Source organism: Streptomyces daliensis (assembly GCF_054782395.1).
Genome location: NZ_BAAGSO010000138.1, coordinates 67,204 through 78,847, shown reverse-complemented (window position 1 = coordinate 78,847; position 11,644 = coordinate 67,204). Strand labels below are relative to the sequence as shown.

10 protein-coding genes are annotated in these 11,644 nt (G+C 72.4%); 6 read left to right on the top strand and 4 right to left on the bottom strand.

All coding sequences use genetic code 11. The features are described from left to right. Positions 1 to 237 precede the first annotated feature (237 nt). The gene (locus ACYVOO_RS39705) at positions 238 to 1,029 is read right to left on the bottom strand and encodes an SDR family NAD(P)-dependent oxidoreductase (RefSeq protein WP_461020588.1); all 792 of its coding nucleotides are present in this window, start codon (positions 1,027 to 1,029) and stop codon (positions 238 to 240) included. A gap of 104 nt (positions 1,030 to 1,133) precedes the next feature. Here ACYVOO_RS39705 and ACYVOO_RS39700 point away from each other — a divergent pair, with 104 nt between their 5' ends. After that, the gene (locus ACYVOO_RS39700; protein WP_461020587.1) at positions 1,134 to 1,745 is read left to right on the top strand and encodes a TetR family transcriptional regulator; all 612 of its coding nucleotides are present in this window, start codon (positions 1,134 to 1,136) and stop codon (positions 1,743 to 1,745) included. 69 nt (positions 1,746 to 1,814) lie between these two features. Here ACYVOO_RS39700 and ACYVOO_RS39695 read toward each other — a convergent pair whose 3' ends face one another. Further along, positions 1,815 to 2,777, bottom strand: coding sequence for a hypothetical protein (locus tag ACYVOO_RS39695; protein WP_461020586.1), 963 nt, complete (start codon positions 2,775 to 2,777; stop codon positions 1,815 to 1,817). 396 nt (positions 2,778 to 3,173) lie between these two features. Here ACYVOO_RS39695 and purN point away from each other — a divergent pair, with 396 nt between their 5' ends. Both purN and purH read left to right on the top strand, forming a co-directional pair. Further along, on the top strand, positions 3,174 to 3,782 hold the full coding sequence (gene purN / locus ACYVOO_RS39690) for a phosphoribosylglycinamide formyltransferase (RefSeq protein ID WP_461020657.1): 609 nt from the start codon (positions 3,174 to 3,176) through the stop codon (positions 3,780 to 3,782). Next, a complete protein-coding gene (gene purH / locus ACYVOO_RS39685; RefSeq protein WP_461020585.1) occupies positions 3,779 to 5,368 on the top strand; it encodes a bifunctional phosphoribosylaminoimidazolecarboxamide formyltransferase/IMP cyclohydrolase in 1,590 nt (529 codons plus the stop codon). The genes purN and purH overlap by 4 nt, the downstream gene beginning before the upstream one ends. 128 nt (positions 5,369 to 5,496) lie before the next feature. On the opposite strand, the gene ACYVOO_RS39680 is transcribed toward purH, so the two are convergent. Together ACYVOO_RS39680 and ACYVOO_RS39675 are read right to left on the bottom strand one after the other, a co-directional pair. Continuing rightward, on the bottom strand, positions 5,497 to 6,279 hold the full coding sequence (locus ACYVOO_RS39680; RefSeq protein ID WP_461020584.1) for an RDD family protein: 783 nt from the start codon (positions 6,277 to 6,279) through the stop codon (positions 5,497 to 5,499). 362 nt (positions 6,280 to 6,641) lie between these two features. Continuing rightward, on the bottom strand, positions 6,642 to 7,403 hold the full coding sequence (locus tag ACYVOO_RS39675; RefSeq protein ID WP_461020583.1) for an FHA domain-containing protein: 762 nt from the start codon (positions 7,401 to 7,403) through the stop codon (positions 6,642 to 6,644). Positions 7,404 to 7,535: 132 nt separating this feature from the next. Here ACYVOO_RS39675 and ACYVOO_RS39670 point away from each other — a divergent pair, with 132 nt between their 5' ends. From ACYVOO_RS39670 to ACYVOO_RS39660, 3 genes are all read left to right on the top strand, one after another. After that, the gene (locus tag ACYVOO_RS39670) at positions 7,536 to 8,390 is read left to right on the top strand and encodes a bifunctional methylenetetrahydrofolate dehydrogenase/methenyltetrahydrofolate cyclohydrolase (RefSeq protein WP_461020582.1); all 855 of its coding nucleotides are present in this window, start codon (positions 7,536 to 7,538) and stop codon (positions 8,388 to 8,390) included. Beyond that, positions 8,380 to 8,931 (top strand): DUF3017 domain-containing protein, encoded by a 552-nt coding sequence (locus tag ACYVOO_RS39665; protein WP_461020581.1) that lies wholly within the window; start codon positions 8,380 to 8,382, stop codon positions 8,929 to 8,931. The genes ACYVOO_RS39670 and ACYVOO_RS39665 overlap by 11 nt, the downstream gene beginning before the upstream one ends. Before the next feature lie 559 nt (positions 8,932 to 9,490). Beyond that, complete coding sequence (locus ACYVOO_RS39660; protein WP_461020580.1) at positions 9,491 to 10,984, top strand: helix-turn-helix domain-containing protein; 1,494 nt, start codon at positions 9,491 to 9,493, stop codon at positions 10,982 to 10,984. Positions 10,985 to 11,644 lie beyond the last annotated feature (660 nt).

The following is an 11,644-nucleotide window of genomic DNA, read 5'->3' as shown; positions in this document are numbered from 1 at the left end:
TGCACCGGTGCCGTGCCGGCACCGGTACGCCACCACCATGCGCCCGCCCCGGCGCCGCATCGGAGAGGCCCACCCTTGTTGTGGGCAAGCGTCCCGCTGGCGAGGGGGCACCTCCCAGCGGTAGCTGGGGGAGGGTGGGCACAACCCGTGCCACCGGCCCGCAACACGCGAACGAACCCCCGAAGGGGCACCCACAGAGCGCACCCCCGCCCCGGGACCGTGGGGCGCGGGGCGGAGTCATTCGCGGGACATCATGGCGCCCATGACCAGGACCCCGCGCTTCCGGCCCACGAACCGGCTCGCGCCCGCCATCACCCGGTTACGGCGCCCGGAGACCGCACTCGGCGGAGACGTGCGCCGGTCCAGCACCCGCAGGGCCTCCGTCACCACTTCCTGGGGGGACTGGCGGGCGCCGCCCGCGACGTCCGTGCCGACGGCGTCGAAGAACTCGGTCTCGGTCGCCCCCGGGGACAGCGCGAGGACACGCAGCCCGGTACCGCGCGACTCGTACCAGAGCGCCTCGGTGAAGTGCAGCACGAACGCCTTCGTGGCGGCGTAGACGGCCATGCCGGGAACCGGCAGATACGCGGCCATGCTCGCCACATTGACCAGCACCCCGTTCCCGGAGGCCCGCAGCGGCCCGATGAACGCCCGGCTGATGTCGACCAGGCTCGCGACGTCGACCTGGACCTCCTCCCGCAAGCGCTCCGGATCCTCGTCGTGGAACTGACCGCTGGTGCCGAAGCCCGCGTTGTTGACGACGCTCGTGACCGTGAGGCCGCGCCGCTCCGTTTCCCCGGCGAGAGCCTGTCCCGCTCCGGGCAGGCTCAGGTCGAGCGGAACGGCCTCGGCCCGGACGCCGTGCTCCGAGGCGAGTTCGGCGGCCAGCTTCTCCAGCCGCTCCCGGCGCCGGGCGACCAGGACGACGTCCGAACCCCGCCCGGCTATCCGGCGGGCGAACTCCGCGCCGATGCCGGAGCTGGCTCCGGTGACGAGGGTGGTCTGACCGCGGTAGTCGACGGCGTTCATGGGCTGCTCCTCGGTAGTGGATGCCCGCATCATGGCATGGGGAGCCAAACTTGTCACAGGGTGCCAAGTAGGTACCGAGTGCAGGAAACAGTAGGCTGACGTCCATGGAGGATCAGCAGGGGCGCCCGGCGGGACTGCGTGAGCGCACCCGGCGGGCGGTGCAGGCCGAGATCGTCGCCGCCGCGATGCGGCTGTTCCTGGAGCGCGGCTTCGAGGCCACGAGCATGGATCAGATCGCCATCGAGGTTGGCATGTCGCGGCGTTCGCTGTTCCGCTACTTCGGCACGAAGGAGGACATCGTGCTCGGCGACCACGCCGCGCACGGACAGGTGCTGCGGGCCGCGCTGGAGGAGCGGCCGGCCCATGAGTCCCCGTGGCAGGCGCTCAGGGCGGCCCTGGTGAAACTTCTCAGATCACTGCCGTACGACTCGGAGGACTTCCTCAAGATCACCGGCATGCTCCACGCATCCCCTGCGCTGCGGGCGCGCCGGGGAGAGAAGCAGCAGCAGTGGACGGAACTGCTGGTGCCGGACATCGCCGCACGGCTCGGGGACGCCGACGACCCCAGGAGCCGGCTGCGGGCGCACGCGCTGGTCGCCTGTGCCGTGGCCTGCTCGGATGTCGCCCTTGAGGCATGGGTCGGCAGCGGCGGCGCCGTCGGGGTGGAGGACGCCTTCGACGAGGCGGTAGCCGCGGTCCGGGGCCGGTCCGTCTGACCCCGCGTCGCCGACATCGTCCTCCGGCCCGTAGGTCCGTACGACGGTCCGGGCGAAGGGCCCTGGACCCTAGGTGCGGGGTTCCAGGAGGGGGCGGAGTTGTTCGGGGAGGAGGCGCTTGCAGTCTTCGCGGGAGGACTGGGTGAGGGCGTCCGTCGTGCAGGTGTAGTAGTCGCGGTACACGGTCTGGAAGGTGAACGTCGCCGCGACGACCGCCAGCGCGAGCACCGCGGTGACCAGGCCGCCGACCGCCGCCGTGGTCTGCGCCTTCGCCGCCTGCGCCGGAGTCACCGTGACCTGTACGGGTGAGGGCGTCCGCTGCGCTTCGGGGCCCGAGGACGTGCGGGCGCTGCCCGCGATGTCCTCCGCGGTCGCCCGCGCCCCGGAACCGGATGCCCGGGACCCGTCGGCGCTCCGCTCCTTGCCCGCCGTGCGGGACCGCCCCCGCAGGGAGTGGATGCCCCAGTACAGCGAGAGTGCTCCGAGCAGCAGCGCCACCTGCGGCAGGCTGAACAGGGCGAAGAAGAGGCCCCAGATGCCCGCGTGCAGGGAGTAGCGGGCGTGGCGTTGCAGGGGGTCGGTCGGGTCCCAGCGCATGCCGCCGCGCGGGCCGCTGCCACCGGGACCGCGCCCGTCGCCGCCGCCCTCACCGTTGCCATTGCCATTGCCATTGCCGTTGCCTTCGCCGCCCTGGCCCGTGCCGCCGAAGCCCCCGCTCTGGCGGCCCGGCTGGCGGCTGCTCCACTGGCTGCCCCACGCCGACTGCTCGTCGTCACCGGACGACCCGGACGACCCGGACGACCCGGACGACCCGGACGACCCGGACCCGTCGGACGAGGACCCCGAACCGGAACCCGGACCGGAACCCGGCGACTTCCCGTGGACCGGTCCGGGCCCGGGGGAGCCGTCGGAGTCCGTCGGGCGGCGCGGCTGCCATGGCATGTCCGGCTGCCCCTCCGGCGGTGGCGCGAAGGGGTTGTCCTCGCGGGACGTGTCGGATGCTGCCGCGCGGCGGCGGGGTCGGTCGGTCATGTGGTGTGTGTCTTCCCCTTGTCGTTCCGTGGCGCGTACGGATAGCGCCTCCGACGCTACCTCTCGTGCGCGCCCCCGTCCCGTGGGGGCCGCGTGGAGTGCCGGTATCGTTGCCGACGGTCGGACGCTTCGTAGAGTTCCCCGGAATCCTCCGCTCCACCTTCTTGTGCGACCGCACAAACCGCGTACGACCACGCAAACCGCTTTCCTCCTGGCGGCGCGACGTGACACGACACGACGCGACGTCAGGGAACCCAGCGAGAGAGAGCCCCCGCCGTGGCCGCGCACCCCAGCCCCAGCAACCCGGACCCGGACCCGGGCCCCGACCCGGGTCCGGGCCCGAACCCGGGTCTCAGTCCTCGCGGCGGCCGCCGTGACCGCCCCGCGCGCCTCGTCGTGCTCGTCTCCGGGTCCGGCACCAACCTCCAGGCCCTCCTCGACGCCATCGCGGAGCGGGGCACCGAGGGCTACGGCGCCGAGATCGTGGCCGTCGGCGCCGACCGCGCGGGCATCGAGGGGCTGGCGCGCGCCGAGCGGGCCGGGATTCCCACCTTCGTGCGGCGCGTGCGCGACCACGCCTCGCGCGCCGAGTGGGACGAGGCGCTGGCGCGCGCGACGGCGGAGTACGAGCCCGATCTCGTCGTCTCGGCGGGCTTCATGAAGATCGTGGGCAAGGAGTTCCTCGCCCGTTACGGGGGGCGTCTCATCAACACGCACCCCGCGCTGCTGCCCAGTTTCCCCGGCGCCCACGGCGTGCGCGACGCGCTCGACTACGGCGTCAAGGTGACCGGGTGCACCGTCCACTTCGTCGACGACGGTGTCGACACCGGCCCGGTCATCGCCCAGGGCGTGGTCGAGGTCCTGGAAGAGGACCACACCGATGAGGGAGCCGCTCTCCACGAGCGGATCAAGGAAGTCGAGCGACGGCTGCTCGTCGACGTCGTGGGGCGCCTCGCCCGCGACGGGTATCGCATCGAGGGACGAAAGGTACGGATTCCGGCATGAGCGCCGAAGTTACGGACACCGGTACGGACACGGGAACGAAGCGGCCGATCCGCCGCGCGCTGGTCAGCGTCTACGACAAGACCGGACTGGAAGACCTGGCCCGGGGGCTGGACGCGGCGGGCGTGCAGCTCGTCTCGACCGGCTCGACCGCGAAGAAGATCGCGGCGGCCGGGGTCCCGGTCACCGCCGTCGAGGACCTGACCGGCTTCCCCGAGTGCCTGGACGGGCGGGTCAAGACGCTGCACCCGCGCGTGCACGCGGGCATCCTCGCCGACCAGCGGCTGGCCGACCACCGCGAGCAGCTCACCGAGCTGGGCGTCGAGCCCTTCGAGCTGGTCGTCGTGAACCTCTACCCCTTCCAGGAGACCGTCGCCTCCGGCGCCTCCCCCGACGAGTGCGTGGAGCAGATCGACATCGGCGGCCCCTCGATGGTGCGCGCCGCGGCCAAGAACCACCCCTCCGTCGCGGTCGTCGTCAACCCGGACCGCTACGCCGACGTGCTCAAGGCCGTCGGCGACGGCGGCTTCGGGCTCACCGAGCGCAAGCGGCTCGCCGCCGAGGCGTTCCAGCACACGGCGGCCTACGACACGATGGTCGCGAGCTGGTTCGCGCAGGGCTACGCGGCCGTCGACGACTCCGGGCTGCCCGACTTCGTCGGCGCCACCTACACCCGCGCCAACGTGCTCCGCTACGGCGAGAACCCGCACCAGCCCGCCGCGCTCTACACCGACGGCAGCGGCACGGGCCTCGCGGGCGCCGAGCAACTCCACGGCAAGGAGATGTCCTACAACAACTACGTGGACACCGAGGCGGCCCGCCGCGCCGCCTACGACCACGCCGACCCCTGCGTCGCGATCATCAAGCACGCCAACCCGTGCGGCATCGCGGTCGGTGCCGACGTGGCAGAGGCGCACCGCAAGGCGCACGCCTGCGACTCGCTGTCCGCCTTCGGCGGGGTCATCGCCGTCAACAGGCCCGTCTCGGTGGCGCTGGCCGAGCAGGTCGCGGAGATCTTCACCGAGGTCGTCGTGGCCCCCGGCTACGAGGACGGCGCCGTCGAGGTCCTCTCCCGCAAGAAGAACATCCGCGTGCTGCGCAGCCCCGGAGCGCCCGCCGCTGAGGTCGAGTTCCGGCCCATCGAGGGCGGCACGCTGCTCCAGGTCAAGGACCGCCTCCAGGCGGAGGGCGACGATCCGGCGAACTGGCGGCTGGCGACGGGCGAGCCGCTGTCCGCCGACGAGCTGGCCGAGCTGGCCTTCGCCTGGCGCGCCTGCCGCGCCGTCAAGTCCAACGCGATCCTGCTGGCGAAGGACGGCGCGACGGTCGGCGTCGGCATGGGCCAGGTCAACCGCGTGGACTCCGCGAAGCTGGCCGTGCAGCGCGCGGGCGAGGAGCGCGCCGCCGGTGCGTACGCCGCCTCGGACGCGTTCTTCCCCTTCCCCGACGGCCTCGAGGTCCTGACGGAGGCCGGGGTCAAGGCCGTGGTCCAGCCGGGCGGTTCGGTCCGCGACGAGGCCGTGATCGAGGCCGCGAAGGCGGCGGGCGTCACGATGTACCTGACGGGGACCCGGCACTTCTTCCACTGAGCCGGTCCACAGGGCGTCCCGCGCGTCCGCACAGACGAAGACCGCGCCCCGAGAGAGGACGGGGCGCGGTCTTCGTCGTGCTGAGCCGCCTGACGGCGCTTAGGCAGCTCAGTCGGCTCAGGCGTGGGTCACTTCTTGATGACGACCACACCGGCGGCACGGTCGTGCCAGCCCTGGAGCTTGCCGGTGTTGTCGAAGAAGGGCGACAGGTACACCAGCAGCATGCCGATGTAGCAGACGAAGGCGCCGACCATCGGGATGATGTAGCGGATGAAGCCGCCGCCGACGCCCGGAACCTGACCCGTCGACTCCTTCACGACGCGCAGGCCCATGGCCATCTTGCCGAAGGTCGCGCCCTTGAAGGAGATCATCAGCCACTCGTAGAGCAGCATGAAGACGGCCAGGGACATCATGATCGCGAAGAAGGCGCCGAAGGCGCCCGTCGCGGCCTGCGACTGCTCGTCGATGCACGCCTGGTAGCCCGGGTCCATGTAGGAGCCGCAGTCCTCCATGTCGGAGGCGATGCCGAGCGTGCCCGCGAGACCCGCGAACATGACGATCGACATGACGACACCGATGATCAGACCGTCGATGAGCCGCGCGAGGAAGCGCTGGCCCATGGTGGCGAGCTGCACGGTGCCCAGGTAGTTGATGTTTATGTAGCCGCTGTTGGCCTGGACCGTGCCACCCGGAGGCGGAGGCTGCTGCGGGTAGCCGTATGCGGGCTGGCCGGGCTGCTGCTGCCCGTAGGGCGCCTGGCCCTGCTGCGGGTACCCGTAGGCGGGCTGGCCGCCGGCCGGGGGCTGGCCCTGCTGCGGGTAGCCGTACGGCTGCTGGGGCTGCTGGCCGGGCTGCTGAGGCTGCTGGCCGTAGGGGTTCTGGCCCTGGCCGGGCGGCGGTGGGTAGCTCACGAGCGGATTCCTCCGAGCGGATTGTCAGGGGACGGATGGGGCCGATGGGCTCCGGGGAATGACAGGTCCGCCCCCGCAGTTGCCACAGGTGCGCTGCGTGAGGTGTGCGGTGTACACGATGTCTTCCCCCGTTCTCCTGGCGCCGTGCCCGTGGCCCTCCGAAAAACGTGGGCGCGGCGCCGCCGCTCAATGTTGGTGGTTGAGGGCTGATGCTGTCCAGCCAAGATCCGTAAATGTGGCGAATCCGCAATGCGCCGTTGCCCGGACCGGGCTCTCGGGCCCCTTCCGCACCGGTACTTCGCTCCCGCGACGGCCTCTCGGCGGTCTCTCGACGGCCTTTCGGTGACCCCCGGCGGCCCTGGTCAGACGGGCAGCCGCCCCTCCAGGACGCCGAGTTGCTCCTCGCGCACGAGGTCGAGGCGCAGGGCCGTCGAGACGAGAGCGTCGACCCCGTGCCCGTGCTCCCGCGGGGGCTTGAGGCGGAGCTTGACCGTCAGATAGTCGATGTTCCAGTGCACGGCGGAGCGGTTGACTTCCGGCCAGTGCGGGCGCACCCGCTCCACGATCTGCTCGACGGTCGGCAGCGGCGCGTCCCGTTCGTCGCGCAGCCGGGGCTCGCAGAGCGCGGCCAGCACCAGGAAATACCGCTTCGTGCGGTCGAGCGGGAACGGCCGGACCATCGGCTCCCCGGGATCGTGGTCGTCGTCGGCGGGGCCCTCCAGATAGTCGTGCCGGGGCGCCCAGACGTCGAACCCGCACGGCTCGCCGTCCGTGCCCGCGTCGGTGCTCGTGCCCGTGCCCGTAGCCAGGATGACGCGCGCGAACTCGAAGGGGACGGGCGCGTCGGCACGCCCTGGGGCGACGGTGATGCGCTCGTCGGCGCTCTCGGGGTTCACGACGGTGTACGTGCGGTCGCGGCTGAAGTTGCTGAGCGTCCAGAAGGCGCCCGTCGCGGTCAGCTCGCCCGCCGAGCGGGAGACGTGGGGGTGGGGGAGGATCAGCCGGACACCGCAGCAGCCCGAGCGGCAGTGCGTGCGGCCGAACCGCAGGGTCTCGCCCGGCTCCAGCCGGAACTGCTCGTCCGGACCCCGGCAGCCGTCGGGCACCACGATGACGCTGTACACCAGGCCAGGGTACTCACCCTGCGTGTCCGGACACAACGGAACGTAGGCGAGGCGGGGCAGTGCGGCAGGGCGCGGCGTCCCAGGGGCCGGGCGGATTGGAGACCATGGCCCCCCATCCGCGAGGATGGCACCATGACCGCCCAGATTCTCGATGGCAAGGCCACGGCAGCAGCGATCAAGACCGATCTCACCGCGCGCGTCGAGGCGCTGAAGGCCAAGGGTGTCACGCCCGGCCTCGGCACCCTGCTCGTCGGCGATGACGTCGGCAGTCAGAAGTACGTCGCGGGCAAGCACCGCGACAGTCAGCAGATCGGCGTCAACTCGATCCAGCGCGAGCTGCCCGCGACGGCCACGCAGGAGGAGATCGAGGCGGTCGTCCGCGAGCTGAACGACAACCCGGACTGCACCGGCTACATCGTCCAGCTCCCCCTCCCCAAGGGCATCGACACCAACCGCGTGCTGGGCCTGATGGACCCCGACAAGGACGCCGACGGGCTGCACCCCACCAGCCTCGGCCGCCTCGTCCTGGGCGAGCCGGGCCCGCTGCCGTGCACCCCGCAGGGCATCATCCAGCTCCTCCGCCGCCACGAGGTCGAGATCAACGGCGCGCACGTGGTCGTCGTGGGCCGCGGCATCACCGTCGGCCGCTCCATCCCACTGCTGCTGACCCGGCGCAGCGAGAACGCCACCGTGACCCAGTGCCACACCGGCACCCGCGACCTGCCCGCGCTGCTCCGGCAGGCCGACATCGTGGTGGCCGCGGCCGGTGTCCCGCACCTCATCAAGCCCGAGGACGTGAAGCCGGGAGCGGCGGTGCTGGACGTCGGCGTGAGCCGCGACGAGAACGGCAAGATCGTCGGCGATGTGCACCCGGGCGTACGGGACGTCGCGGGCTGGATCTCCCCGAACCCGGGCGGCGTCGGCCCGATGACGCGTGCCCAGCTCCTGGTCAACGTCGTCGAGGCGGCGGAACGCCGTGTCGGCTGAGCCCGGAGCCTCCACACCACAGGGCGGCGGCGCGCTCGACGCCGTGCGGGGCGGCGCGGCGCGTGCCGCCAACGCGGTCGGCATGACGCTCGGCCTGGGCAGACTGAACAGGCTGGGCGGCGGCAAAGGAGACAAAGGGGGTGAGAGCGAGGGCGGCCGCAAGAGCCGCCGGTTTCCGCTCCTCACCCGTGACACCGCTCGCCCCGAGGGCGGCGGAAGGGCCGCCGGAGGCGACGCCCCTGCGCCGTACCGCCAGTGGCCGCTGCTCGCGGTGTGCGGCGGGGTGCTCATCGGGCTGCTGGTGACGGTGCTGGAGTTCCGCGCCGGGACCATCATCATCGGGCTGTCCATGCTGGGCGGCGCGGTGCTGCGCTGGGCGCTGCCGTCCGTCGGGATGCTGGCGGTGCGCTCGCGGTTCACGGACATGGTGACGTACGGCGTGCTGGGCTTCGTGATCACGCTGCTGGCGATGATGGCGCAGCCGAAGCCGTGGGTCACGATCCCGTTCCTGGAGGCGATCGTCCGCTTCGCGGTGCGCTGACTTTTCTCCGGGTTCCTCCGGCCGAGGCTTGCAGGAAGCGGCCCGCCCTCTCCCCTGTGGAGGGCGGGCCGCTCCTGTGCGCACCCTGTGTTTTCCGGGTGCGGTTCTGAGAGTCATGACCTCGTCACTCCCGTTCAAGAGCGGCAGGGGCGCTGTGGCACGACGGTGACCGTCTCAGGACGGATGCCGATCATGCGTGACGAAGACGTCGGACTTCGGACCACGGACTACGGACCACGGACTTCGGACACCCGGAAACGCCAACGGGAGGCGTGTGCGCGGCCGGTGGCCCCGGTGGTCCGGTGCCGGGGAAGGGGCTGGCCATCCGCTCAGGTGGCACACTGGTCATGCGTGCGACCAGCGGGGGGTGTGCGCGGGTGGGGGCGCTGGCCCGAAACACTCCCGCGCGCCCCCGTACCCGGAACTGCGAGCCTGGCTGTCTGCATCCCCCTGGGTAGCCAGTACGCGGCTCCGGGCGCTCTGGGCGCTCTGGGAGAGAGCGGCACGGCACGGGGCACGGGGGGACGTCAGCACATCGGGGGGACAAGGGGGAGGCGCAATGCCTCGTTGGAGGCCGCTACCGGAGGAACTCGACCCGCAGATCAAGGAGTTCGCGAGCCAGCTCCGGCGGCTCGTGGACCGGAGCGGGATGAGTGTCGCCACGATCGCGGACCGTACCGGGTACAGCAAGTCGTCCTGGGAGCGCTATCTCAACGGGCGGCTGCTGCCGCCGCGCGGCGCGACCCAGGCGCTGGCCGAGGTCACCGGCACGGACGTGCGCCACCTCGGCACGATGTGGGAGCTGGCCGAACGCGCCTGGAGCCGCAGCGAGATGCGGCACGACGCGACAATGGAGGCGATCAGCGTCGCCCAGGCGCGGGCTGCGCTGGGGGAGTTCGGCGACGAGCCCTCCCAGGGCAAGAAGCGCGGGCTCGGACGCGGTCGCGGCAAGGACAAGACCGCGAAGGACAAGGGCGGCGCGCCCGGGAACGGTGCGGTGCCCGGCGCCGACGCGGGGCCCGTCGCGCCGCCGCCCGTGAGCCCGCCCGCCGCCCCTGCCCCCGGCCCCGTCTCCGCGCCGCCTCCGGCCGACGACGGGGACACCGCCGTGTTCCGCGCTGTCCGGGCGACACGCGAAGAGGACAGCGGCGGCGCGCCCGCCGACGCGGTTCCGTCCGACGCGCCGTCGTCCGACGCCGGAGAGGGCGCGACGCGGGGCATACGCGCCGCCGCGGTGGAAGCGCCGCCCGAGACGCCGTCGGCGCCGCCCCGACGACCGCAGGGCGGCCACTATGCGGCACCGTCCGCCACGCCGTCCGCTCCCGGACCGCAGCGCGTCGACCCCGCTTCCTGGGGTGCGAACCGGGGGACCGCGCGGCGTACGGGCGCGCCGAACGTCAGCCACGACACGCGCCAGGGCATGAGCCCCGACGCCTCGGGCTCCGGCGCCGGGCCCCGCACCACGGCGCTCCCGGCCGGCGACGTGCCGGGCCCGCCGGCACCCGCAGGCCCCACCGGTCCCGCCGGATCCGGCGGCTCGGGCAGGCGCCGGGTCACCATGTTCCTCGCCGGAGTCGTCGGGGCGCTGGTGGTCATCGCCGCCGCCGTGCTGCTCTTCGACCTGACGGGCAAGGACGAGACGGTGGCCAAGCCCTCCCCGTCCGCCAGCAAGAAGGACACGAAGCTGCCCGCGGGCGTCAAGTGCCAGGGCGCGGACTGCACGGGCAAGGACCCGGAGAACATGGGCTGCGGCGGCCAGCACGCCAAGACGACCAGTTCCGCGTGGGTCGGGCAGAGCTATGTGGAGGTGCGGTACAGCAAGGTCTGCGAGGCGTCGTGGGCCCGTGTCACCGGGGCGGCGCAGGGGGACGTCGTGAAGGTGGAGGCGGGCAAGGGGTCGCAGAGCGATGAGGTGGGCGCGACGAGTGACGCGTACACCGAGATGGTGGCTGCGAAGTCCGGTGACGCGGCCCGCGCTTGCGCGACGCTCGCAACGGGCGGCAACGGCTGCACCCAACCGGGCACGACGGCCCCTTCGCGGGGGGCGCAATGAAACGGGGGGTAGGCCCTTCACGGGGGTGTTGCGCGGAACGGTTGCCCTGTGTGGTGCGCGATGTAGGGTCCCGCGCTGATTTTTGCGCCGCCGCACGGTGCGCTGCGCTGGGCGGGGCGCCGTTTTTCGGGTGCGGGTGGGTGGCTTCGGCGCGGCGTATGGATCGGTGCTTCGCGGCTGGCGCCGCGTGATTCTGGGTTCCTGTTGGGGTTGTGGGTGCGTGGGTGGTGGGTGTCCGGTGCCGGGGTGGGGTGTCTCCTCGGCGTGAAGGTCTCGTTGTCGACTCTCGGCCGGTGACTTTCTCGACCTGCGGGGACACCCCACCCCGTCCCCGTCCCGCCGGTGGCCCTCTGCTCCTCCGGGTGGGCTGATCTCGGCTCCATGACGTGCGGCGGCACGCATCCAGCGCGGGACCTACGGTCCCCACTCCCCGGGCCGACCGTCCCGCGCAACACCCCCTGTGCAGGGGTGCGCCTCGCCGATTGCCCCTTTGGGGTTTCGTTGGCGTGCTGCGGGCCGGTGGGTGGGTTGTGCCCACCCTCCCCCAGCTACCGCTGGGAGGTGCCCCCTCGCCATGCGGAACGCCTGCCCACAACAGGGGTGGTGAGCCGTCGCCGTCAGCTACCCCGACAGGGGCGGAGCCCCTCCGGTGCAGCACCG

Coding starts and splice junctions, on each gene's coding strand:
- ACYVOO_RS39705 (WP_461020588.1), bottom strand. CDS start 1,029: ATGAACGCCGTCGACTACCGCGGTCAGACCACCCTCGTCACCGGAGCC.
- ACYVOO_RS39700 (WP_461020587.1), top strand. CDS start 1,134: ATGGAGGATCAGCAGGGGCGCCCGGCGGGACTGCGTGAGCGCACCCGG.
- purH (WP_461020585.1), top strand. CDS start 3,779: ATGAGCGCCGAAGTTACGGACACCGGTACGGACACGGGAACGAAGCGG.
- ACYVOO_RS39660 (WP_461020580.1), top strand. CDS start 9,491: ATGCCTCGTTGGAGGCCGCTACCGGAGGAACTCGACCCGCAGATCAAG.
- ACYVOO_RS39670 (WP_461020582.1), top strand. CDS start 7,536: ATGACCGCCCAGATTCTCGATGGCAAGGCCACGGCAGCAGCGATCAAG.
- ACYVOO_RS39695 (WP_461020586.1), bottom strand. CDS start 2,777: ATGACCGACCGACCCCGCCGCCGCGCGGCAGCATCCGACACGTCCCGC.